The 22,779-nt window shown below is 67.7% G+C and carries 20 protein-coding genes; 11 read left to right on the top strand and 9 right to left on the bottom strand.

The features are described 5' to 3' along the window. Nucleotides 1-6 precede the first annotated feature (6 nt). The 8 genes from pcaB to ACGFNJ_RS39615 are packed head-to-tail and all read right to left on the bottom strand — an operon-like array spanning nt 7 to nt 7,873. Complete coding sequence (gene pcaB, locus ACGFNJ_RS39650) at nt 7-1,371, bottom strand: 3-carboxy-cis,cis-muconate cycloisomerase (protein ID WP_393460955.1); 1,365 nt, start codon at nt 1,369-1,371, stop codon at nt 7-9. After that, nucleotides 1,364-1,885, bottom strand: coding sequence for a protocatechuate 3,4-dioxygenase subunit alpha (gene pcaG, locus ACGFNJ_RS39645; protein WP_393460953.1), 522 nt, complete (start codon nt 1,883-1,885; stop codon nt 1,364-1,366). The genes pcaB and pcaG overlap by 8 nt, the downstream gene beginning before the upstream one ends. Further along, nucleotides 1,878-2,603 carry a protocatechuate 3,4-dioxygenase subunit beta gene (gene pcaH, locus ACGFNJ_RS39640; RefSeq protein WP_393460950.1) on the bottom strand — a complete coding sequence of 242 codons (726 nt, stop codon included), beginning with the start codon at nt 2,601-2,603 and terminating at the stop codon, nt 1,878-1,880. The genes pcaG and pcaH overlap by 8 nt, the downstream gene beginning before the upstream one ends. Further along, nucleotides 2,600-3,781 carry a thiolase family protein gene (locus tag ACGFNJ_RS39635; RefSeq protein WP_393460947.1) on the bottom strand — a complete coding sequence of 394 codons (1,182 nt, stop codon included), beginning with the start codon at nt 3,779-3,781 and terminating at the stop codon, nt 2,600-2,602. The genes pcaH and ACGFNJ_RS39635 overlap by 4 nt, the downstream gene beginning before the upstream one ends. 52 nt (nt 3,782-3,833) lie before the next feature. Then, nucleotides 3,834-4,610 (bottom strand): CoA-transferase subunit beta, encoded by a 777-nt coding sequence (locus ACGFNJ_RS39630; protein ID WP_393460944.1) that lies wholly within the window; start codon nt 4,608-4,610, stop codon nt 3,834-3,836. Next, the gene (locus tag ACGFNJ_RS39625) at nt 4,607-5,431 is read right to left on the bottom strand and encodes a CoA transferase subunit A (protein ID WP_393460941.1); all 825 of its coding nucleotides are present in this window, start codon (nt 5,429-5,431) and stop codon (nt 4,607-4,609) included. Before ACGFNJ_RS39625 ends, ACGFNJ_RS39630 begins: the two co-directional genes overlap by 4 nt. Nucleotides 5,432-5,459: 28 nt before the next feature. Beyond that, nucleotides 5,460-6,644, bottom strand: a complete 1,185-nt coding sequence (locus tag ACGFNJ_RS39620) for a 4-hydroxybenzoate 3-monooxygenase (RefSeq protein WP_393460938.1) — start codon at nt 6,642-6,644, stop codon at nt 5,460-5,462. After that, nucleotides 6,641-7,873, bottom strand: a complete 1,233-nt coding sequence (locus ACGFNJ_RS39615) for an MFS transporter (RefSeq protein WP_393460935.1) — start codon at nt 7,871-7,873, stop codon at nt 6,641-6,643. Before ACGFNJ_RS39615 ends, ACGFNJ_RS39620 begins: the two co-directional genes overlap by 4 nt. A gap of 104 nt (nt 7,874-7,977) precedes the next feature. On the opposite strand from ACGFNJ_RS39615, the gene ACGFNJ_RS39610 reads away from it, so the two are divergent. Further along, nucleotides 7,978-8,880, top strand: a complete 903-nt coding sequence (locus ACGFNJ_RS39610) for a LysR family transcriptional regulator (RefSeq protein ID WP_393460932.1) — start codon at nt 7,978-7,980, stop codon at nt 8,878-8,880. A 127-nt stretch (nt 8,881-9,007) separates the two neighbouring features. Beyond that, nucleotides 9,008-9,367, top strand: a complete 360-nt coding sequence (locus tag ACGFNJ_RS39605) for a nitroreductase/quinone reductase family protein (RefSeq protein ID WP_393460929.1) — start codon at nt 9,008-9,010, stop codon at nt 9,365-9,367. Here the strand turns inward: ACGFNJ_RS39605 and ACGFNJ_RS39600 are convergent. Beyond that, entirely contained in the window at nt 9,284-10,657 is a 1,374-nt protein-coding gene (locus tag ACGFNJ_RS39600; RefSeq protein WP_393460926.1) for a glycosyltransferase 87 family protein, read from the bottom strand. The two genes, ACGFNJ_RS39605 and ACGFNJ_RS39600, sit on opposite strands and share 84 nt — an antisense overlap. 482 nt (nt 10,658-11,139) lie before the next feature. Between ACGFNJ_RS39600 and ACGFNJ_RS39595 the strand changes: the two genes are divergently transcribed. The 9 genes from ACGFNJ_RS39595 to ACGFNJ_RS39555 all read left to right on the top strand — a co-directional run bounded on the left by ACGFNJ_RS39595 (nt 11,140) and on the right by ACGFNJ_RS39555 (nt 22,750). Then, the gene (locus ACGFNJ_RS39595; protein ID WP_393460923.1) at nt 11,140-12,546 is read left to right on the top strand and encodes a family 2B encapsulin nanocompartment shell protein; all 1,407 of its coding nucleotides are present in this window, start codon (nt 11,140-11,142) and stop codon (nt 12,544-12,546) included. Nucleotides 12,547-12,572: 26 nt separating this feature from the next. Further along, entirely contained in the window at nt 12,573-13,736 is a 1,164-nt protein-coding gene (locus tag ACGFNJ_RS39590) for a polyprenyl synthetase family protein (RefSeq protein WP_393460920.1), read from the top strand. A 20-nt stretch (nt 13,737-13,756) separates the two neighbouring features. Beyond that, a complete protein-coding gene (locus ACGFNJ_RS39585) occupies nt 13,757-16,036 on the top strand; it encodes a germacradienol/geosmin synthase (protein ID WP_393460917.1) in 2,280 nt (759 codons plus the stop codon). Next, nucleotides 16,033-16,995: a 4-hydroxy-3-methylbut-2-enyl diphosphate reductase gene (gene ispH / locus ACGFNJ_RS39580; RefSeq protein ID WP_393460914.1), complete on the top strand. Its 963-nt coding sequence runs from the start codon at nt 16,033-16,035 to the stop codon at nt 16,993-16,995. Before ACGFNJ_RS39585 ends, ispH begins: the two co-directional genes overlap by 4 nt. Continuing rightward, a complete protein-coding gene (locus ACGFNJ_RS39575; protein WP_393460911.1) occupies nt 16,992-18,806 on the top strand; it encodes a 1-deoxy-D-xylulose-5-phosphate synthase in 1,815 nt (604 codons plus the stop codon). Before ispH ends, ACGFNJ_RS39575 begins: the two co-directional genes overlap by 4 nt. Then, nucleotides 18,803-19,924, top strand: coding sequence for a flavodoxin-dependent (E)-4-hydroxy-3-methylbut-2-enyl-diphosphate synthase (gene ispG, locus ACGFNJ_RS39570; protein ID WP_393460908.1), 1,122 nt, complete (start codon nt 18,803-18,805; stop codon nt 19,922-19,924). The genes ACGFNJ_RS39575 and ispG overlap by 4 nt, the downstream gene beginning before the upstream one ends. Beyond that, nucleotides 19,921-21,003, top strand: a complete 1,083-nt coding sequence (locus ACGFNJ_RS39565; protein ID WP_393460905.1) for a polyprenyl synthetase family protein — start codon at nt 19,921-19,923, stop codon at nt 21,001-21,003. Before ispG ends, ACGFNJ_RS39565 begins: the two co-directional genes overlap by 4 nt. Before the next feature lie 56 nt (nt 21,004-21,059). Further along, entirely contained in the window at nt 21,060-21,821 is a 762-nt protein-coding gene (locus tag ACGFNJ_RS39560; protein WP_393460903.1) for a DUF4239 domain-containing protein, read from the top strand. Between the two features lie 92 nt (nt 21,822-21,913). Then, nucleotides 21,914-22,750, top strand: coding sequence for a hypothetical protein (locus ACGFNJ_RS39555; protein ID WP_393460900.1), 837 nt, complete (start codon nt 21,914-21,916; stop codon nt 22,748-22,750). Nucleotides 22,751-22,779: the final 29 nt, after the last annotated feature.

The following is a 22,779-nucleotide window of genomic DNA, read 5'->3' as shown; positions in this document are numbered from 1 at the left end:
CGCAGTTCACCGGTACCCGGCCGAGCGTGACCGCCAATCTTGCACGGCCCGCTGGATGAAGGCGGCGGTGCTGCCCAAATAGCCTGTCGGATCGAGGAGTTCGTCGATGCGACTGCGGTCGAGGTACTTTCCGATCACCTCGTCGGCGGCCAGCAGTTCGGCTAGGTCGTCGGGGCCCGCGCGCAGGCAGCATGCCGCGACCAGGTCGGTCGCTTCCTGTCTGCCGACCGCGCCCTGCGCCGCAGCGACCAGACCGATGGCGACCTGTTCGGCGAGCAGGAGACCCCCGGACGCCTCGAGGTTCGCGCGCATGCGAGCCGGGTCGACGCGAAGGCGGTCGAGGGCGATGCAGAGCCATTCGACGGCTGATCCTGTGCTGCGCAGCAATTCGGTCAGCGGACGCCATTCCGCGTGCCAGGAGCCTGCCGCCCGCTGATGTTCATGGGCGGCGGCGCTCAACAGGGTGGCCACCAATCCTGGTGCCTGAGCGGCGGATCCGGCCGCGAGCACGGCGGCGACCGGGTTGCGTTTGTGCGGCATGGTCGAGGATCCACCACTGCCCGGCGGGCCCTGCTCGAATACCTCGCCGAGCTCGGTTTGGGCGAGCAGGGTGATGTCGCGGGCGATCTTCGCCACCGCACCGCTGGCCTGACCGAGCGCGCCCGCGATCTCGGCGATGCGGCTGCGCTCGGTGTGCCACGGCAGCACCGGTTCGGCGAGGCCGAGCCGAAAGGCGATGCCGCGCAGGACGGGAATACCGTTGTCCCCCAGTGCCGCCAGCGTGCCGACCGCGCCGCCGAACTGCACCGCGAGCCGCTCGCCGCGAAGCACGTCGATGCGATCGAGCGCCGCGACCACGCCGCCGAGCCAGCCTGCCACGGTGAGCCCGAACGTCACCGGGGGCGCCTGCTGGAGCAGGCTGCGTCCGGCCTGCACGGTGCCCGCGTGCTCCTCGGCGAGCTGGGCGAGTCGATCCGCGCAGGCGTGCAGGCCCGCGCGCAATGCGATCAGCGCTCTGGCGGTCACCAGCATCGCGGCGGTGTCGAGCACGTCCTGGCTGGTCGCGCCCAAGTGCACGTAGGCCGCGGCCTCCGGTGCGACGCTCGCGGTCAGCTCACGCACCAGCGGCCCTGCCGGATTGCCGATCCGCACCGCGGCGGCGCCGAGCGCAGCGATGTCGTAATACTCTGCCCGGCACCTTTTTTCGATGTCGACGGCGGCGGCCTCCGGAATGACCCCCGCCGCGGCCGAGGCCCATGCCAGCGCCGCTTCGAAGTCGAGCATCGCCTGCACCCAGGCCCCGTCGCACACCGACTCGGCGACCGGGCCCGCCGCGAGCACGCCGTCGAAGAGCCCGCCGGTGTCAGACATCGAAGAACACCGTCTCGTCCGCTCCTTGCAGGTGCACATCGAACACGTAGCCGTCGCCTACCCGCGCCGCGATCAGGGTGCCGCGCCGAGCGGGCGGGACTGTCGCCAGCACCGGATCGACCCGATGCCGGTCGGCGTGCTCCGGAAAGTAGACCCGGGTGACCACCCGGTGCAGCAGCCCGCGCGCGAACACCGACATGTCGAGGTGCGGTGCCTCGTCGTCGCCCGCCTCGTCCGACACCGGCTGCGGCAGCACCGTATACAGGGCGAACTGCCCACGCCTGGTGTCACTGCGGGCGAATCCTCGTCGGCTGCAGCTGTCCTCGGGATCGACCTGCCAGGTCTCGACCATCGCGTCGTCGATCGCCGTGCCAGCACCGTCGAACACCCGGCCGGTGATCCACACCGCGCCAGGCGTGCCCAACAGCACCGCGAACGGGCCGTCGTCCCAGGTGAGTCCGATGTGCAGGTACGGACCGACGGTCTGCGACGGTGTGCTCCGCAAGCTAGTCATCGTGGTCGGCCCCCTCGAACGGTGTCGCGTCCGGCCCGCGCAGCACGATGTCGAAGGCGAAGGCCAACGCCCGTTCCGGCTCGCTCCGCTCGTAATCGAAACGGCTGACCAGCAATTCGCGGGCATGCTCCGGCACCGAGTTGTAGACCGGATCCTGGAAGAACAGCGGATCGTCGGGGAAGTACATCTGCGTCACCAGCCGCTGCGCGAAAGCCGTTCCGAACAACGAGAAATGGATGTGCGCCGGACGCCAGGCATTGTGGTGGTTGCGCCATGGGTACGCACCCGGCTTCACGGTGGTGAATTCGTAGCGCCCCGCGTTGTCGGTCAGCGTGCGGCCGACGCCGTCGAAGTGGGGGTCCAGCGCCGAATCCCAGCGGTCGCTGTCGTGCCGATAGCGGCCGCCGGAGTTGGCCTGCCAGATCTCGATCAGCGAGTTCGGGATCGGCTTGCCGTCGCCGTCGAGCAGTCTGCCGTGCACGATGATGCGCTGGCCGATCGGCTGCTGCGCGTGCTGTGCGGTCAGATCGTTGTCAGTGGGGCCGACCCGGTCGGTGCCGAGCACCGGGCCGGTGCGCTCGGTCAGCCGCTGCGGCAACAGGATCAGCGGTTCGCGCGGATGACGCAGCGTCGTCGACGCGTACTCGGGGAAGTCCAGCGGCGGGTGAATGCCCTCGGGGTCGCGGCGGTAGCCGGTCGGCAGCGGTCGAGTCTTCATGATGTTGCCTCCACAACGACGGCGAGCCCTTGACCGACGCCGATGCACAGCGCCGCGAGCCCCCAGCGGCTGCCACGACGGCGCATCTCGCGGGCGAGCTGGTTGACCAGCCTGGCTCCGGACGCACCGAGCGGGTGGCCGAGCGCGAGCGCGCCGCCGTTGACATTCACTATCCCCGCGTCCAGCTCCGGCCACCCGGCCAGGCAGGCGAGCGACTGGGCGGCGAACGCCTCGTTGAGTTCGACCACGCCGAGGTCGTCCCACCCGATCCCGGCCCTGCGCAAGGCGATTCGCGCCGCTTGCACCGGTCCGATGCCGAATTCGTCGGGGTCGACGCCTGCCGCACCACGGCCCGCGATCCGCGCCAGCGGCGCCCTGCCGATCCGGTCGGCGAGTCCTTCGTCGCCGAGCAGCAGCGCGCAAGCGCCGTCGCTCAACGGCGAGGCGTTGCCCGCGGTGACGGTGCCCGTCTCGCGGAACGAGGGCCGCAGGCCTGCCAGCTTCGCCGCCGTGGTGTCCGGTCGCAGCGGTTCGTCGCGGACCAGGTCGGTGTCCGGCACCTGCACCACGTGGTCGTCGTAGAACCCCTTGTCCCAGGCCGTAGCCGCCAGGTGGTGGCTGCGCGCCGCGAACTCGTCCTGCGCCGCGCGGTCGATGCCGAAGCGCTCGGCGAGCAGCTCGGTGCTCTCGCCGAGCGACACCGTCCACGGTGCAGGCATGGCCGGGTTGACCATGCGCCACCCGAGCGTGGTCGAGTGCAGTGTGGCATCGGTGGCCGGAAATCCCTTGGGCGGCTTGGTCATCACCCACGGCGCCCGGCTCATCGATTCGACGCCACCCGCCACCACGACCTCGGCGTCACCCGTCTCGATCGTCCTGGCGGCCTGCATCACCGCGTCCAGGCTCGACCCGCACAGCCGGTTCACGGTGCTGCCCGGCACCGAGGTCGGCCAGCCCGCGAGCAGCGCCGCCATCCGGCCGACGTTGCGATTGTCCTCGCCTGCCTGGTTGGCCGCGCCGAACAGCACGTCGTCGACGGTCGCCGGATCCAGCTCCGCATGCTCAGCCAGCGCGTGCAGGACGTGCGCGGCCAGGTCGTCCGGGCGCACGCCTGCCAGCCCGCCGCCGTAGCGGCCGAAGGGCGTCCGCACGCCGTCGTAAAGGAACGCGCCGGTCATGCCCGCACCCCCGCCCTTCTGCAACGGGCCGCCATTTCCGCTGTGCGCCAACTCATGACGCCGCCTGTAGTGCGCGTAGCGCCGCGAGCTCGGCATCGCTCGGCGGCGCGGTGACGACCAGATCGGCGGCGACCTTCAGCTCCCACCCGGTCGCGGCGCGCACCTGCTCGACGGTCACCCCGGGGTGCACGGCGGTGAGCACCAGCTCGCCGCGGTCGTCGGGCTGCATGATGCCGAGATCGGTGATGATCCTGGTCGGCCCGGTCCCCCACATCCCGAGCCGCTCCCGCTCGCCGCCACCGCGCCCGTGCCCGAACGAGGTGATGAAATCGACCTGCTCGACAAAGGATTTGCGGGATTGGCGCATGACGACGAACACCTCACCGCAGGACGCGGCGATCTCCGGCGCGCCACCCGCACCGGGCAGCCGCACCTTCGGATGGTGGTAGTCCCCGATGACGGTGGTGTTGATATTGCCGAATCGATCCAGTTGCGCGGCACCGAGAAAGCCGACGTCGATGCGGCCCGGCTGCAGCCAATAGTTGAACACCTCGGGCACGCTGATCACCGCGTCTGCGGTCTCGGCGAGGATGCCGTCGCCGATCGAGGCGGGCAGCCTGCTCGGCTTGGACCCGAGCGTGCCCGACTCGTAGATGAGGACCAGATCGGGCGCGTGCGTCGTCCTGGCCAGATTCGCGGCGGTGGACGGCAGGCCGATGCCGACGAAACACCGTGTGCCGTTGGTCAATGCGCGCGCGGCCGCGATGGTCATCGTCTCGTCAGCGGTGTACTGCGTCGTGTCCACCGCACCGATCTGACTGCTTGTCATGCCAAACTCCCCGTGGTAGAGGCGAATACGTGCTCGTTGAGCCAATCGGTGAACCGAACCCGGTCGCGGCTGATCGCATCCCATGCCGCGTAATAGGCGTTGTCACGCTCGGAGTAACCCTGCGCGTAGGACGGATGTGCACCCCCTGGCACCAGGGCGACTGCGGTGATCGCCCACGCGGGCAACACGATCGCGCCGGGCACCGGCGTGAGCTCGTCGACGATCTCCTCGACGGTGACCAGGCTGCGGCCCGCCGCCAGCACGGCTTCCTTCTGTACCCCGAGCAGCCCCCACAGCTGCACATTCCCCGCTCGGTCCGCACGCTGGGCGTGGATCACCGTGACGTCGGGATTGAGCGCGGGCACCGCGGTCAACTGCTCACCGGTGAACGGGCAAGTGATCGGCTTGATCGTCTCGGTCACCGTCGGCAGATCGGTGCCGACATAACCGCGCAGCACCGCGAACGGCAATCCGGACGCACCTGCCACGTAGCGGTTGGCCATGCCTGCGTGGCTGTGCTCCTCGATCGCCAGCGCGCGCGGCCACCCGTGTTCGACCGCGTCCCGAAACCGGTGCAGCGAGCCGACTCCGGGATTGCCGCCCCAGGAGAAGATCAGCTTCGTCGCGCAGCCCGCACCGATCAACTGGTCGTACACGATGTCCGGCGTCATTCGGACCAGGGTCAGCTCACCGATGCCCTGCCGGATGATCTCGTGCCCGGCGGCCACCGGGATCAGGTGGGTGAAGCCCTCGAGCGCGACCGTGTCGCCGTCTTGGACAAGCTCGGCCACCGCGTCGGCCAGGGTGGATATCCGCGCCACCGTCACTCCTTACGTTTCGTCGGGACAATCACTGTTTCGGTTGCTGCCATCCGGTGTACGCCTCGGCGAAATATGTTGAGCCGTGCCGCGATCCGGTGATCAACGCCAGCTCGCCACGCTGGCGCTGGATATCGAAGGGCGTCGCGCCGGGCACCATGTGCAGCATGGTGGTCGCCCAGTACGAGAAATGCTGTGCCCGCCACACCCGTTCGAGCGCGCGTTCGGTGTACCGGTCGAGCACATCCGCATCCCTCGCAGCGTAGAAGTCGGCGATCACCTCCGCGAGGATCGCGACGTCGGCGAGCGCCAGGTTCAGGCCCTTGGCGCCGGTCGGCGGCACGGTGTGCGCGGCATCGCCGGCAAGCAACAACCGGTCGTGCCGCAGCGGTGCGGTGACAAAGGATCGGAAGGGCAGCACCATCTTCGCGGTGATCGGACCTTCCTCGACCTCGAAGCCGTTGCCGTTGACGCGGCGGCGCATCTCGGTCCAGATCCGGTCGTCGTCCCACTCCTCCGGTCGCTCGTCCGGCGCGCACTGGAAATACATCCGCTGCACCGTCGGCGTGCGCTGGCTGATCAGCGCGAAGCCGTAATCCGAACGGGTGTAGACCAATTCGTCGTGCGAGGGCGCGGCCTCGGCCAGAAAGCCGAACCAGGCGAACGGATACTCACGGAACCATTCACCACGGCCGCCGTCGGGAAAGGCGTGGCGGCAGATCGATCGGGAGCCGTCGGCGCCGATGAGCAGGTCCGCCTCGAGGCGGGTCGCGCTGCCGTCCGGCTCGGTATAGGTCACCGTCGGGCGGGAACCGGAGATGTCGACGGCGGTGTCGGACACCCCGTACCGCACGTCGCCACCATCGGCCCTGCGCCGTGCGGCCAGGTCGATGAAGACATCGGTCTGCGGGTACAGCCACACGGATTCGCCGACCAGTCCCTGGAAGTCGATCCGGTGGTTCTCTCCGTCGAACCGGAGCACGACGCCGTCGTGCCGGTGGCCGTCGGTGAGTACCCGCGTGGAGGCTCCCGAATCCATCAGCAGCCGAACGGATCCCGCTTCCAGGATGCCCGCGCGGATGGTGCCTGCGATCTCGTCGTAGGTGCGGTGATCGATGGTCACCGTCTCGATGCCACTGCGGCCGAGCAGATGTGACAGCAGCAGACCGGCCGGGCCTGCGCCGACAATCGCGACCTGAGTGCGCAGCGTGTTCACGCCGGATGTCCTCTCGTCGCCGCCGGGACGACCGGCTCGACCGGTGCGAGCCCGTCGATGGTTGTCCTCGGCACCGCGGCCATGGCGAGCAGACCGATGCCTGCGACCGCGGCGAACAGATAGAAGCCCCAGGGATTGGCGGACCCGACCACGATGAGCCAGCCGGTCACCGTCGGGCCGAAGATCGCACCGAGGCGGCCGACGCCCGCCGCGAACCCCATTGCGGTTGCCCGGATTTCGGCCGGATAGGCCTGGGTCACATAAGCGTAGATGAGCACCTGCGCGGAGAAGACGAAGATGCCGGTGATCAGCACCAGCGCGTTGAGCACCAGATTGCTCGTCATCTTGATGCTCAGCAACGCCAGGAACACCGCGGCCGCACCGAACCACAGCAGCACCGTCGGCTTGATGCCGCGCCGGTCGGCGAGCGTACCCGCCGTCAGCAGGCCGATCACCGCCCCGACGTTCAACATCAACAGCACCGTCAGCGAGGTGGACATGTTGTATCCGGCGTCGCGCATCAGCTTGGGCAGCCAGGTGTTCAGGCCGTACACGAGCAGCAGACCCATGAACGATCCGACCCAAACCCCCAGCGTCGCACGCAGATACAGCGGATGAAGCAAGACCTTGGGCGAGACCCTGGTCGGCGCCGACTTGGCGGCGAGGTACGCCTCGGATTCGGGCAGCTTCGCCCAGATCACCGGCAGTAGCACAAGTCCGGCGAGGCCGCCGCCGTAGAACAGCGGCTGCCAGTGCGGGATGACGCGCAGGGCGAGCAGCGCGGTGAGCACCGCGCCGGTGTGATAGCCGGTCATGGTGATCGTGCTGGCGAAGGCCCGGCGTTCCGGCGGCATGTGTTCGGCCATGAAGGTCAGCGCGGTCGGCAGGCCTGCGCCGAGGCCGATGCCCGCGATCAGCCGGAACGCACCGAACACCGTCACGGACCCCGCGACCGGGACGATGGCGGTGCACAACGAGAACAGGGCGATCGAGCCGAGCAGCATCCGGCGCCGACCATAGCGGTCGGCGATCGGCCCGGACGCCGTCGCGCCGATGGCGACGCCGACCAACGAGATGGTCGCGGCGAAAGTCGCACTGGCGGCGGTGAAGCCGAGATGGTGCTGGTCGATGAGGGTGGGGATGACGGCCCCGAGCACGACGAGGTCGTAGCCCTCCAGCAAGACGATGAGCCAGCAAAGTACGGCTGACCACGACATCAACTTCTTCATGGTGGTGTTCATTTCCTGGTGTGCAGTTGTGATGGCCCTCACGCTACGATCGGGAGCATCAGAAATCCAATAGATGTTTTTTGAGATCTATATAGAGGAGCTCTATGGGTGCCGAGTTCGATCTCAACCTGATCAGGACCTTCGTCCTGCTCTACGAGACGCGCAGCGTGACGGCGGCCGCGGACGTCCTCGGCGTCACCCAGCCCACGGTCAGCTACGGCCTGGGCAAGCTGCGTCGCAAGCTCGGCGACGAACTGTTCGTGCGCGGCCCCGGCGGCCTGCTCCCGAGCTCGGAGGCCGAGCGGCTCTATCCGCCGCTGCGCACCGCCATCGAGCAGCTCGACGTAACCATCGGCGCGGCAAAGGATTTCGATGCGTCCGGGCCGATCAGCTTCGCGCTCGGGCTGTCCGATCTCGGCGAGGTCAACGTCTTGCCGCTGGTGATCGCCGAGCTCGAGGCGCGCGCACCGGCGGCCACCCTGCAGGTGCACGCGTTCGATGTCGACACCGCGGTCGATCAGCTGACTCGCGGCCAGGTGGATGCGATCGTGGCCAGCCCGCTGCTGGATTCGACGCGGGTCAACCGGGTTCCGCTGTTCACCGAGGGCTACATCGGCATGGTCTCGAATGATCACCCGCGCCTGCGCCGAGGCACCCCGACCGACGCCGAGCTGCGGGAGGAACGCCACATCGTCGTCGACGGAACCACCGGGCACACCGCCCCACGCCAAGCCTTACGCACGCACGGCCTCGAGGGACGAATCGCGGTGCGCGTCACCCGCTTTGCCACTCTCCCCTACGTCGTGCAGGACAGCGAGCTCGTCGCCATCGTCCCGCAACGCATCGGCCGCGCCCTGTCCCGCACCCACCCGGTCCGCACCTTCGAGCTGCCGTGGCCCATCGAGCCCGCCGAGGTCGCCGCCTACACCCGGCGCACCCCAGGTCGCAGCCCCGCGCAACATTGGTTTCTCGCCGTGCTCCGCACCGCACTGCAGGACCTGCCCTGACCTCCGGCCGCGGGTCCCTTGCCGACCGAGGCCGCAGCCGATAGCATCGAGACAATCGAACGTCATTTGTCTCACCTATCTCATTGGAGGGGCCGTGCCGCCACCAGCCGATCCGAAGCAGAGGTTCATGGCTGTGATCCAACGCAACGTCGTGAACCCGGTCGCGCAGCGCTTCAACAGTCATGCGCTCCTGGAGACCGTCGGACGCAAGAGCGGGCTGGCGCGCATCACCCCGATCGGCGGTCGACGCACCGGCGCGCAGTTCTGGTTCGTCTCCGAATACGGCGAGCGGTCTCAGTACGTCCGAAACATCAAGGCCAACCCGGCCGTTCGAGTCCGGCTCGGCGGGCAGTGGTATCGCGGCACCGCGCACCTGATGCCCGAGGACGACGCCCGTCGCCGCCTAATGAGCCTGCCGCGCATCAACAGCGCCGGAGTATGGGCGGTCGGAAACAACCTGCTGACCATCCGCGTCGATCTCGACTGACGGCGGGACCGCCCCGTAGAGCCAGCCGATCGCCGCCAGCAGCGCGGCGACCGCCAGCAGGGCGTAGGAGTCGCCGAGCAGGAATTGCCAGGGCTCCCAGCGGAATTCGCGCCCCTCGGTCTGCGGGACCAGCCACACCAGACCCTGCGGCAGCATCGGCGTGGTCGGGTCCCACGCGCCGACCCGATCGACGCGCAGCGGCCACGCGAACACGAAAAGGTAGACGGCCGCGGGAATCCCGATCCGGACGACGAGCGGCCGACGACGCAGCGCATGGCACATCCACATCAGCGCAGGCACGATCCAGACCCAGTAGTGCGTCCAGGAGATCGGCGAGGCGAGCAGCATCACGGTGGCCGCGAGCAGCGCCCCGAGCAGTTCGTCACCGCGCTGGTGGGCGATGCGAGCGGCCACGATACCCGCGATGCCGAGCAGGCCTGCACAGACGAGTGCGGGTGTGGCGTCCGCCTCTGTCGCCCACTGCAATCGACCGAACAGGCCATTGATCGATTGATTCTGCACATAGGCGAAGCCGACCCGGTTCTGCGACATCATGGTCGTCGCCCAGAACTCCACGGCCTGTTTAGGCAGATACCAGAAGCCGATCGCCACCGTGCCGGCGAAGGCCGCGGTTGCCGTTGCGGCGGCACGGAATTGGCGGGTGATGAGCAGATAGACGATGAAAACCGCAGGGGTCAGCTTCATTCCGGTGGCGAGCCCGATGAGAATGCCGCGGTACCACCGGTTCTTGGGCAGGGCCAGATCGGCGAGCACCAATGCCATGAGCAGCACGCTGAGTTGCCCGAACTGGAACGTCTGCTGGACCGGCTCCACCCAGATCGCGGCCCCGCTCACCGCGATCACCATCGCGAGCATGCCGATCCCGCGCCGCTGCCGCTGCAGCGTCGCGGTGCTCCACACGGCGACGCACAGCGACACCATGGTGAGCACCGTGAAGGCGGTCCCTATGTAGTTGATCGGAAACCGGGCCAGCTCCGCGCAGATCCATGCGGCGAACACGGGATAGAGGAAGGGCAGACCGAGGGGGCCGCGCCCGTCGTACAGCAGTTCCGGATGCAGCGCGGCCATCGAGCCGCCCCACAGGTACACCTGCAGATCGACCTGGTGCCAGTACATCTCCCAGTGTGGACCGATGAGGGCCAACCAGACGCCGACGGAGCCGCCGGCGAACCCGATCGCGGCGGCGAGCGCCGCGATCGGACGCGGGGCACGAGTCTTCTCGACCGGAGCGGCACCGCGCTGTTCTCCCGTATGCAGGACGACAGCCATGGAGTTGTTCTTCCTTCATCAGGTAGGAGGCAACGCACGCAGACCAGCAAAGCGTGAACAGCCTGCGCAATTTTCGGCTCGCGCACAACCCCAGTTTCATGGGCATGGGCAAGCGCGCGACGAGGCCGACCAGTCCAGATATCGCCAGCTGGAAGATAGCTGCGCACAAGCGATCTGTCCGTATTTACGCGACTCCAATCGGAACGTTATCCACCGTTGATCCGATCGGATACATGTCGTAACCATCCGAACGGAACTCATGGATATTCGAGTTTTCACTGCGGGCGGCCGGTGCAGCGGCCTACCATTAGCAACGTCTTAAACCCCATGTCGTGTAACAAAATTCGCTCGAGCGCATAGCGCCTGTCGACTACCCGCCGCCTACTGTCTTGTCGTCGACAAAGCCGTCGAATCTGAACAATCACCGACCCCAATTTCTGCTTTCGGCTGTCCCGGTGATCATTTCGAGGTGAGGATAAAACATGACAATCGAAATGTCTGTCAGTACCACCAATCACGTCCGCAAGAGTCTGAGTACCGAGGCCGCCCACAAGCTGGCGACCACCACCAAGTCCGAGCCACAGATGCAGGGCATCAGCTCGCGCTGGCTGACAAGAATGCTGCCGTGGACGCAGGTCAGCGGCGGTATCTACCGGGTGAACCGACGCCTCACCCATACCGTCGGCAACGGCGAAGTCGAATACATCGTCGAGGGCTCGCAGGCCAGGGTGATCCCCGCGGAACTGCGCGAGCTGCCCCAGTTGCACGACCTGGAGGACGAGGAAGTACTTGCCGCATTGGCTCAGCGGTTCGAGCAGCGCGATCTGGATCCGGGCACCGTCGTCGCCGAATTCGGTAACCCGATGAATCAGGTCATGCTGATCGTGCACGGGAAATTGAACAAGATCGGCACCGGTGAATACGGCGAACAGACGATGGTCGGAATCCTGGCGGGCGGCAACTACTTCGGCGACCAAAGCCTCACCGACAACTCGGCTATTTGGCCGGTCACCGTCAAGGCAGTCACCAGAACCACCATGCTGGTGCTCCCCAGGCAATCACTCGACGAACTCCTCGACAACACGCCTGCACTTCGTGAGCAACTCTCGCGCGTGGCGGACGCCGCGACCAAGCCGCAGAACAAGCAGGGCGAGGCGGCGATCCAGATCACCTCTGGCCATGCGGGCGAGCCCGAACTGGACGGTACCTTCGTCGACTACGACGCCAGCCCAAGGGAATACGAACTCAGCCTGGCGCAGAGCGTGCTCCGGGTACACACCCGTGTCGCTGATCTGTTCAACGATCCGATGAACCAGACCGAACAGCAGCTGCGACTCACCATCGAAGCACTCTACGAACGCCGCGAACACGACCTCGTCAACAACGCCGACTTCGGGCTGCTGCACAACTGCGACCTCAAGCAGCGCATCTACACGGAGTCCGGTCCGCCGACTCCGGACGACATGGACGAGCTGCTCAGCATGCGGCGCAGCACGAAACTGTTTATCGCACACCCGAAAGCGATCGCCGCGTTCGGACGGGAGTGCAGCAGGCGCGGCCTCTACCCCGACCCGGTCGATGTCGACGGCCACCGCGTACCCGCATGGCGCGGCGTACCGATCTTCCCCTGCGGCAAGATCCCCGTCAGCAACACCCAGACCACCTCGATCCTCGCGATGCGCACCGGCGAAAAAGACCAAGGCGTCATCGGATTGCACCAAGTAGGACTCCCCGACGAATACGAGCCGAGCCTCAACGTCCGGTTCAAGGGCATCGACGACCAGTCGATCATCTCCTACCTCGTGAGCTGCTACTACTCGGCCGCGGTGCTCGTGCCGGACGCCCTCGGCATCCTCGACAACGTCTCGGTCGCCCGCCAGGCAGGCTGACCCGTCACGGAACGGCGGTCGCCGCGGTGCGGCGCCCGCAACGGCGTTCCGATCCGATCACCACGGTGCACGCCGTCGGCGGCCAGCCGACCGACGGCGAGATCGGCATGCCCGCAAGCGGTTCCGTTCTTCCAGTGACAAGGGAAGGTATGTGCGTGGCGATGGTCGAGAGTACCTCCACGGCAGCAGCCCGACAGGCCGCGGAGATCCTGGCACGGGTCAGGCGGATGTGTGATCCCCTACTACACGAGGCGGTTTCGTCGCTGCCCGAACCCCTCGGGCTGATGGGTCGCTATCACTTCGGCTGGTGCGATGCCGAAGGCACCCCGGTGCACGAGCCTGCTGGAAAGGCGTTGCGGCCCGCGCTGACCGTCAGCGCGGCGGTGGCCTGCGGCGCAGGCCCGCGCGCCGCGCTGTCGGCCGCCGTCGCCGTGGAGCTGGTGCACAATTTCACGCTGCTGCACGACGACATCATGGACGGCGATCGGATCAGACGCGGGCGGCCCGCGGTGTGGACCGTGTGGGGCGTCGCCGATGCCATGCTGCTCGGCGACGCGTTGCACGCCCTGGCGGCACGGGTTCTGGTGACCGGGCTGCCAGGACCCACCGCCATGACCGCGATCGCCACCCTGGAGCAGGCGATCATCGAGATGTGCCGCGGCCAGCACGAGGACTGCCGCTTCGGGTCGGGCAGGCGGGTCGGTATCGACGAATACGCACGGATGGCCATGGGCAAGACCGGCGCGCTGATGGGGTGCGCCTGCGCGCTCGGCGCCCTGTGCGCGAAGGCGGATCGAACGACGGTGTCGGCGATGGACACGTTCGGGCGCGAGCTCGGCATGGCCTTCCAGTTCGTCGACGACTTCATCGGCATCTGGGGTGACCCCGAAGTCACCGGCAAGCCGGCCAACGACCTTGCGCGTCAGTCCATGTCGCTGCCGGTGGTGGCGGCGCTCGATTCCGGAACGGCGGCGGCGACCGAGCTGGCGACCATGTACGCCGACGAGTCCGCCACCGGCGGCATGGATGTCGCCCGCGCGGCGGCCCTGGTCGAGTCGGCGGGCGGGCGGCACGGCACCCTGCGGCACGCCGAACGCCGGGTGCACGCGGCGATCGCCGCACTGGCCAACCCCGCCGCGGCCGCGGATCTGGTGGTGCTCGCGCACATGGTGTCCCGCCGGAACCGCTGATGCCGACCTGAGGAGATGACATGCAGCCCTTCGAACTTCCCGATTTCTACATGCCTTATCCGGCCCGTCTCAATCCACACGTCGACATCGCCCGCGCGCACACCAGGACCTGGGCCGCCGGCATGGGCTTCTTCGAACCGCAAGAGGGCCACCACATCTGGGATGCCACCGACCTCGAGCAGCACGACTACGGCCTGCTGTGCGCCTACACCCACCCCGAATGCGACAGCACGGAGCTGGATCTCATCACCGACTGGTACGTGTGGGTGTTCTACTTCGACGACCACTTCCTCGAATTGTTCAAGCGCACCAAGGACACCGCGGGCGCCAAGAAATACCTGGCCAGGCTGCAGGACTTCATGCCACTCGACGGCGGCCCGATGCCGGAGCCGACCAACCCGGTCGAGCGCGGCCTGGCCGATCTGTGGACCAGGACCGTGCCCGCGATGTCGATGGACTGGCGCCAGCGGTTCGCCGCGACCACCACCGCGCTGCTGGACGAATCACTGTGGGAGCTGGCCAATATCACCGAGGGCCGGATCGCCAACCCGATCGAATACATCGAGATGCGCCGCAAGGTCGGCGGCGCCCCGTGGTCGGCCAACCTGGTCGAACACGCGGTCGGCGCGGAGGTGCCTGCCCGCCTCGCCGCGACCAGGCCGCTCGAGGTGCTGCGCGACACCTTCGCCGACGCGGTGCACCTGCGCAACGACATCTTCTCCTACGAGCGCGAGGTGCAAAAGGAGGGCGAGAACGCCAACGGAATCCTCGTTGTCGAACGGTTTTTCGGCTATGAGACCCAGCATGCAGCCGATGTCGTCAACGATCTGCTGACCTCACGGTTGCAGCAGTTCGAGCACACCACCCTCACCGAATTGCCGATGCTGTTCGCCGAACACACGGTCGATCCGGCCGAACAGGCTGCGGTGGTGGCCTATGCAAAAGGGTTGCAGGACTGGCAATCCGGCGGGCACGAGTGGCACATGCGGTCCAGCCGCTACATGAACAAGGGACGCACCACCGAGAACAGTCCGGTGCTGCTCGGCAAGCCGGTCGGCCTCGGCACCGCTGCGGCCTATGCGTTCTCCGTCGTCACCGCCGTGCTCAGCCCGACCCGGGTGAAGAGTTTCGTGCGTCCCCGGTTCGAGCAGGTCGGCCCGACCGCACTGCCGGAGATCTACATGCCCTACCAGTTACGACTCAATCCGCTGCTCGACACCGCACGCGAGAACCTGCTCAGCTGGGGTGCACGCATCGGTCTGCACGAGCCGATAGCCCAGCTCGGTGGCCGGCCGCTGTGGCGGCCACAGGATTTGGCCGAATGCGACTTGGTCCTGTGCGCGGCGGGCATCGATCCCGACGCCACGATCGCCGAGCTCGACCTCGCGGCGAATTGGCTGGCCTGGGGCACCTATGTCGACGACTACTACCCGCAGGTGTTCGGCAGCCACAAAGACATGATCGGAGCCAAACAGCAGGGCCAGCGATTCGCCGCCTGCATGCCACTCGACGCCGACCCCGCACCGCCGGCAACCAACACCATGGAACGCGCGCTCACCGAACTCTGGGGTCGGACGACCGCCGTACTCGACGGCGACCAGAAACAGGAATTCCGCCGTGTCGTCGAGGTTTTCCTTGCCGCCTCGGAATGGGAGGTGGCCAACGACATCACCAATCGCATTCCCGATCCGGTGGACTACGTGGAAATGCGCAGGCGCACTTTCGGTTCGGATCTCACGATGGCGTTGTCCAGGTTCTCGCACGGCCAACTCGTCCCGCCGAAGGTCTATCGCAGCCAAACGATCGCCGACCTGGAGCACACCGCGAGCGACTACGCCACCCTGCTGAACGATCTGTTCTCGTATCAGAAGGAGACGCAGTACGAGGGCGACTTCCACAACGCGGTCACCGTGCTGCGGAACTTCTTGGAGTGCGGCAAGGACGAGGCGGTCGGCATGGTCAACGATCTGATGACCGCCCGCATGCACCAATTCGAACGCATCGTCACGAGTGAATTGCCCACTCTCTATGCGGAATACGACCTCACCCCGGAGGCATGCGCCGCACTGGACCGACGCGCCGCGGAACTGCAGGACTGGATGGCCGCGATCCTGAATTGGCACCGGCACAGCGGCCGTTACCCGGAGGCGCAGCTCGAAGAACGCTATCGACCCGCGGCCGAGCCACGACCGAGCCACGATTTCCGCCATCCCACCGGCATCGGCACCAGTGCCCTGCGGATCGACGGACTCCAGCGATCGCTCGACCGGATCCCGGCGGAGCAGGGAGTTGCACCATGACAGGGCTCGAATTCTTCCGCGCGAGAACGATATTGCTCGCCTCGCCGCGCTCCTTCTGCGCCGGGGTCGAGCGCGCCATCGACACCGTGGAACGCCTGCTCGCCGCGCCGAATCGACAGGACCCGGTCTACGTGCGCAAGCAGATCGTGCACAACACCCACGTGGTCGCCGACCTGGCCGCCCGCGGCGCGGTGTTCGTCGAAGAACTCGACGAGGTGCCGCCGGGCGCGACGGTCGTGTTCTCCGCGCACGGCGTCTCCCCCGCCGTGCGCGAACAAGCCAGACAGCGCGAACTCACCGTGGTCGACGCCACCTGTCCGCTCGTCACGAAAGTCCATGCGGAAGCACGACGTTTCGCCGCGCGGGGCGACACCGTCGTGCTGGTCGGGCATGCGGGCCACGAAGAGGTCGAGGGCACCGCGGGCGAGGCTCCCGAGGTGACGGTGGTGATCGACACGCCCGCCGAAGCCGCCGCACTCCAGGTCCCCGACGAGAGCCGGGTCGCCATCCTGACCCAGACCACCCTGTCGATCGAGGAGACCGACCAGACGATTCGGGCACTGCGCCAACGCTTTCCCGATTTGCACGAGCCGGCCAGCTCCGATATCTGCTATGCGAGCACCAACCGCCAGCGCGCGATCGAGGCCATTGCCGACCGCAGCGATCTGGTGCTGGTGCTCGGCTCCGCCAATTCGTCCAACTCCCAGCGCATGGTCGAGGTCGCCCGGCGCCACCACGTCCCCGCCTACCTCATCGACGATGCCACGGAGATCGCGCCGGAGTGGCTCGCCGCCGCGACGACTATCGGCTTGTCCGCGGGTGCGTCCGCACCGGCGGCGCTGGTCGATGCGGTCATCGAAGCGCTGCGCACCTGGGGGCCGGTCACCGTCCGTGAACACGTCACGGCCGTCGAAGACATCGCGTTCGCCGCACCGACGGCCGTCAGGCGCCTGCCATGAACGCTCCACTACCGACCACCCAGGCCACGCCGGCCGTTGCTGCCGTGCGATTGTCGGCGATCGCCAACCCCGAGCACCTGCGCGCTGTGCCGCTCGCGCTGCTTCCTGCCCTTGCCGCGCAGATCCGCGCGATGATCATCGATACGGTCACCGTCGTCAGCGGTCATCTCGGCCCGAATCTCGGTGTCGTCGAACTGACCATCGCACTGCACCGCGTCTTCGAATCACCGCGCGACACACTGTTGTTCGACACCGGCCACCAGGCATACGTGCACAAGATCCTGACCGGACGACAGCGCGCGTTCGCCGAGACGCTGCGCCAACCCGGTGGGCTGTCCGGTTATCCGCTCCGCGAAGAGTCCGTCCACGACGTGATCGAGAACAGCCACGCCTCGACTGCGCTCAGCTATGCCGACGGAATCGCCAAGGCGCGGGCCATCATCGGCGACGGAGATCGTGCCGTAGTCGCCGTAGTCGGCGATGGCGCGCTCACCGGCGGGATGGCCTACGAGGCGCTCAACAACATCGGCGCGGCCAAGGATCGGCCGGTCATCATGGTGCTCAACGACAATGGGCATTCCTATTCGCCCACCGTCGGCGCTGTCGCCGCCCATCTCGGGGAGTTGCCGAGTCGCAGCGATGCGCCGAATCTGTTCGAGCACCTCGGCTTCGCCTATCTCGGCCCGGTCGACGGACACGATGTCGGCGCGTTGGAACCCGTGTTGCGCCAGGCGCGCGGACTCGGCTGTCCGGTCGTCGTGCACGTGCGCACCAGCAAAGGCAAGGGCTACGCCCCGGCCTGCGCGCATCCGGAGAAGTTGCACACCGCGGGCCCCACCGCCCAGCCGGGTGTCAGGCCGACACCGACGTGGACGGCCGTCTTCGCCGCCGAACTCGCCGAGATCGGCGCTCGCCGTAGCGATGTCGTCGCCGTCACCGCCGCCATGCCGGGGCCGACCGGCCTCACCACCTTCGCCGACCGCTTTCCGGAGCGCTGCTTCGATGTCGGCATCGCCGAGCAGCACGCGGTGACCAGTGCGGCGGGTCTGGCCACGGCGGGCATGCATCCGGTGGTCGCCATCTACGCGACCTTCCTGAACCGCGCCTACGACCAGCTCCTGATGGATGTCGCCCTGCATCGGCTTCCGGTCACCTTCGTCCTGGATCGTGCGGGCATCACTGGCCCGGATGGTCCGAGCCACCACGGCATGTGGGATCTCAGCCTGCTCGGCACGGTCCCCGGGCTCCGCGTCGCGGCGCCACGAGATGCCGAGCGATTACGCGAGTTGCTCAGTGAGGCAGTCGATTACCACGACGGACCGACCGCACTGCGATTCCCCAAGGCGGCCATCGGCCATGCCGTCCCTGCAGTCGAACGCATTGCGGCGCTGGACATTCTGCTGCGCGCCCCGGCCGCCGAAGTCTTGCTGGTGGCCGTCGGACCCACCGCCACCGAGTGCGTCGCGGCCTGGCAGCTGCTCGCCGATCGCGGGATCGCCGCGACCGTCGCCGATCCGCGCTGGGTGCTGCCGATCGCCGACGAACTGATCGCCCTCGCGACCGCGCATCGGGTGATCGTCACCGTCGAGGACAACATCGGCGCAGGCGGCGTCGGCGCTGCGCTCACGCACGCCCTCACGGCGGCGGGCTCCCGGGTGCCCGTGCACCCGGTTGCGCTGCCGCGCCGCTTCCTCGCGCACGGCCATCGTCGCGACATTCTCGTCGAATCCGGGCTCTGCGCCACAGGCATCGTCGACACCGTGGTCCGGGCCAGGCAGTTGCCGACACCGATCGAGAGAGGCAACCAGTGACCACCGACGATCTCATCCTGGCTACCGCGCCGCCGCGCCACCGCACTCGCCGATTGAATATCGGCGGGGTGCCGGTCGGCGGCGGCGCGCCGATCTCCGTGCAGACCATGACCACCACCCGCACCGCCGACATCGACGCCACGTTGCAACAGATCGCGGCGGTGACCGCGGCGGGCTGCGATATCGTCCGGATCGCGGTGCCGACCCCGGACGACGCGGCCGCGCTGCCCGCCATCGTGGCCCGCTCGCCGCTGCCCGTCATCGCCGATATCCACTTCCAGCCCCGCTATGTCTTCGCCGCGATCGATGCGGGCTGCGCGGCGGTGCGGGTGAATCCGGGCAACATCAAGGAGTTCGACGATCGCATCGGCGATATCGCGAAAGCCGCTGGGGCAGCGGGCGTTCCCATCCGAGTCGGGGTCAATGCCGGCTCGCTCGATCGACGAGTGCTCGCCAGGCACGGCGCGGCGACCGCCGAGGCGCTGGTGGAATCCGCGCTGTGGGAGGCGACGCTGTTCGAGGAGCACGGGTTCACCGACCTCAAGATCGCGGTCAAGCATCACGACCCGCGCACCATGATCGAGGCCAATCGCCTACTCGCGCAACGCTGCGACTACCCGCTCCACCTCGGGGTCACCGAGGCAGGGCCGCTGTTCCAGGGCACCATCAAATCGGCCGTCGCCTTCGCGATCCTGCTCGGCGAGGGCATCGGCGACACCATCCGGGTGTCGATCTCCGCGCCGCCGGTGGACCAAGTGAAGGCGGGCTGTCACATCCTGCAGTCGCTCGGATTGCGGCCGAGGAAGCTGGAAATCGTGTCCTGCCCTGGCTGTGGGCGGCTCCAGGTCGACATCCATCGGCTCGCCAGCCAGGTGGAGGCGGCGTTCGAGGGTTTTCCGTATCCGCTGCGCGTCGCCGTCATGGGCTGCGTCGTCAACGGGCCTGGCGAGGCGCGCGAGGCGGACCTCGGTGTCTCCTCCGGCAACGGCAAGGGGCAGATCTTCGTCCGCGGCAAGGTGATTCGCACGGTCCCCGAACACCTCATCGTGGAAACCCTGCTGGCCGAGGCCATGACGCTCACCGAGGACATCGATCAGGCTCAGGAAGGGATCTCATGACCGGCACACGTGTCGAACCGATAGCACCGGCGGCACTCGGCATGGACGAGATCCGGACCAGGATCGATGCCACGCTCGACGATTTCCTGCGCGCGAAGGCGGGCCCCGACGCCGAACCGGCACTGCCCGACGAGGTCACCGGGACCCTGCACGGCTTTGTCACCGGAGGCGGCAAGCGGTTTCGGCCGCTGCTCTGCGTCCTCGGCTGGCATGCCGCCGGTGGCGACGGGTACGTGCCGGCATCGGTCGTGCGGGCCGCCGCGTCCCTCGAACTGTTCCACGCTGCCGTGCTGATCCACGACGACATCATCGACAACAGCGATACCCGCCGCGACCAACTCACCGTGCACCGGGTGCTGGCCGCAAGGCATCAGAATCGCCGTGATCCAAGGCAATTCGGCGCGCACGCCGCGATCGTGCTCGGCGACCTGGCCATGGTGTGGTCGGCCGAGTTGCTGCACACCGCGGGGTTGACCGCTGGCCAGCTCGCGGCCGCGCTCACGGTGCTCGACGGCATGCGTTCCGAGGTGATGTACGGCCAGTACCTCGACTTGCTCACCACCGCCTGCCCGTCCAGCGATCTCGGCAGTGCGCTGGAAATCATCCGATACAAGACGGTGGCCTACACCTGCGAGCGCCCGCTGCAACTCGGCGCCGTGCTCGCCGGCGCCGATCCCGAAGTCCTTGCGGCACTCTCGGCCTATGCCCGACCGCTCGGCGAGGCGTTCCAGCTGCAGGACGACCTGCTCGGCGTCTACGGCGATCCGGCGACCACCGGCAAATCCAACCTCGATGACCTGCGCGACGGAAAGCACACCGCCCTGGTGGCTTTGGCGCTGGAACACGCGGATCCGGCGCAGGCCAATCTGCTGGAAGCCGCACTCGGCGATCCGGAGCTGGACGAGCAACGAGCCACCGTGTGCCGCGACGTGCTCGCCGCCGGCCGCCCGCACGTCGAGGCGATGATCCGCACCAGGTGGGCGCAAGCCCAGCACGCACTGAACGACGCACCGCTACCCGCAGTGGCGATCCAGGCGCTGCGCTACGTCGCCGATGTCGCCGTGGCCCGCACCGCCTAGGGCGGCGCCGCTCTCCGCTTCAGCTCGTCGATCGTCTCGAAAGGTGGTGTCGCTCCATGGTTTTACAACTAGCCGTGCCCATCGCGGCCGCAGTCCTCGCGGTCATCGTTTTCGTGGTCGGGGACCGGGTGCGGCCGTCCGCGTGGCGGCACACCGAGGACGATTCGCCAGGTGCTCTGGTGGTGGAGCTGATCAATACGCTCTTCCTGGCCGTTGCCGCGTTCGTCGTGGTGATCTGCTGGCAGCAGTACGACAACGCGCACAACCACACCGTCGCCGAGTCCAAGGCCCTGGTCGACGTCTACTGGGCCGCACACGGCATGCCGGAGCCCGACCACAGCCGGATTCAGGGCCTGATCAAGGATTACACCGAAAGCGTCGTCACCGAGGAGTGGACGACGATGGACCGCGACCACAAGATGAGTCAGTCCACCCAGGACATCCTCGACAGCCTGCGCGATACCGTTGCCGCGGTCCAATCACCGGACTCCGACGTCACCGATCTGCGTGCGACGGCACTGGCAGGCCTCGACGCGGTGGCGCAGGCCCGTCAGGATCGCGCGCTGGACACCAACCTCGGTATGCCCGGATTCCTCTACACCGCACTGTGGTTCACCGTCGTGCTGCTGCTGTTCAGCGGCGTGCTTTCCGGCGCAGCAGTCACCCTTCGCAGCGTGCTGATGACCGGACTGCTCGGTGTCGTGGTCGGCACCGCGGTGCTGGCCATCTACAACCTCGATCGGCCCTTCTCCGGCGGAAACATCGTCTCCAAGGACGCTTTCGAACTGGCGCTGTCGCGCTATCAGCACATCACCTAGCCGAACTCTTCCGGCAGAACCGACAACGGACGGGACGGCAGCAGATGGCGTCAGGCAGCCACGACAGGCGAACACGAAGGCTAGCAAGAACTGTGGCCGCGGCAACGGCGGTGCCATTGGCCGCCGTCTTCCTCGCGGGTCGGCCGCCGGTGTCGGCAGCCGACCCGCCGTTGCCATCGATCGGCGAGATCGTCAGCGGCAGTGCGTCGCCCAGTGCCAACGAGACCGGCTCTGCGAGCGGCGGTTTGAGCATGGGAGTGGCGCCGGGAACCGGCAGCGGGGACCTCGGCAGCGCCGAAGGAACCACGGCAGCAGGCGATCTGGGCCTCGGCCTGGCGCCGCGGACCGGCAGCGGGGACCTCGGCAGCACCGGCGCAACCACCACAGGCGGTGCCTACACCGACGCGCAACCACTCGCAGTGGGTCCCGCTGCGGAGGACCCGCTCCCCACACCCGAAATCACCACCGGCAGCGTCGAGAACGCGTGCGCGGGCAGCGCCGTCGCAGGCAGCGCGATGATCATGCTCGGCATCGTGACCGGCAGCGGCCGTGGGTCGAGCGGTTCCGCACTCGGCAGCGCGGCCGTCGGCAGCGCACTGTCCGGCAGCGCGCTGCTGACCTGCCTGCTGCTCCTGCCACCGATCCAGGTCCCGCTGCCGGGCCTGCCGCTCTTGCTCGAACCGCCGCCTGCGCCGGTCATCCCCGTCGTCGAGCCCCCTGACGAACCCGCCGACGCGATCGCACCGACCGCACCACGCGTCCCACCCGCCGTGCCCGTTGCCCCGATCACCCGCCGCGAGATCGCCGAACCCACCGTCGATCCCGTCGCGTGGAACATGCTGCAACTCGTCACAATCATGCTGATCGCGGTGCTGACCACGGTCCGAACGGGGGCAACGATCGTACGTCGCCACAACCGCTCAGAATAAACCACCCAACTTCTGCGGGCATGACGAAT

The organism is Nocardia sp. NPDC049149 (assembly GCF_043197455.1).
Taxonomy (GTDB): Bacteria; Actinomycetota; Actinomycetes; order Mycobacteriales; family Mycobacteriaceae; genus Nocardia.
Note: the sequence above shows the minus strand (reverse complement) of the source record. Positions and strands in the feature narration are given on the sequence as shown.

Coding starts and splice junctions, on each gene's coding strand:
- ACGFNJ_RS39585 (WP_393460917.1), top strand. CDS start 13,757: ATGCAGCCCTTCGAACTTCCCGATTTCTACATGCCTTATCCGGCCCGT.
- ispH (WP_393460914.1), top strand. CDS start 16,033: ATGACAGGGCTCGAATTCTTCCGCGCGAGAACGATATTGCTCGCCTCG.
- ACGFNJ_RS39630 (WP_393460944.1), bottom strand. CDS start 4,610: ATGACAAGCAGTCAGATCGGTGCGGTGGACACGACGCAGTACACCGCT.
- ACGFNJ_RS39565 (WP_393460905.1), top strand. CDS start 19,921: ATGACCGGCACACGTGTCGAACCGATAGCACCGGCGGCACTCGGCATG.
- ACGFNJ_RS39615 (WP_393460935.1), bottom strand. CDS start 7,873: ATGAAGAAGTTGATGTCGTGGTCAGCCGTACTTTGCTGGCTCATCGTC.
- ACGFNJ_RS39610 (WP_393460932.1), top strand. CDS start 7,978: ATGGGTGCCGAGTTCGATCTCAACCTGATCAGGACCTTCGTCCTGCTC.
- ACGFNJ_RS39595 (WP_393460923.1), top strand. CDS start 11,140: ATGACAATCGAAATGTCTGTCAGTACCACCAATCACGTCCGCAAGAGT.
- ACGFNJ_RS39575 (WP_393460911.1), top strand. CDS start 16,992: ATGAACGCTCCACTACCGACCACCCAGGCCACGCCGGCCGTTGCTGCC.
- pcaG (WP_393460953.1), bottom strand. CDS start 1,885: ATGACTAGCTTGCGGAGCACACCGTCGCAGACCGTCGGTCCGTACCTG.
- pcaH (WP_393460950.1), bottom strand. CDS start 2,603: ATGAAGACTCGACCGCTGCCGACCGGCTACCGCCGCGACCCCGAGGGC.
- ACGFNJ_RS39600 (WP_393460926.1), bottom strand. CDS start 10,657: ATGGCTGTCGTCCTGCATACGGGAGAACAGCGCGGTGCCGCTCCGGTC.
- ACGFNJ_RS39635 (WP_393460947.1), bottom strand. CDS start 3,781: ATGACCGGCGCGTTCCTTTACGACGGCGTGCGGACGCCCTTCGGCCGC.
- ACGFNJ_RS39560 (WP_393460903.1), top strand. CDS start 21,060: ATGGTTTTACAACTAGCCGTGCCCATCGCGGCCGCAGTCCTCGCGGTC.
- pcaB (WP_393460955.1), bottom strand. CDS start 1,371: ATGTCTGACACCGGCGGGCTCTTCGACGGCGTGCTCGCGGCGGGCCCG.
- ACGFNJ_RS39605 (WP_393460929.1), top strand. CDS start 9,008: ATGGCTGTGATCCAACGCAACGTCGTGAACCCGGTCGCGCAGCGCTTC.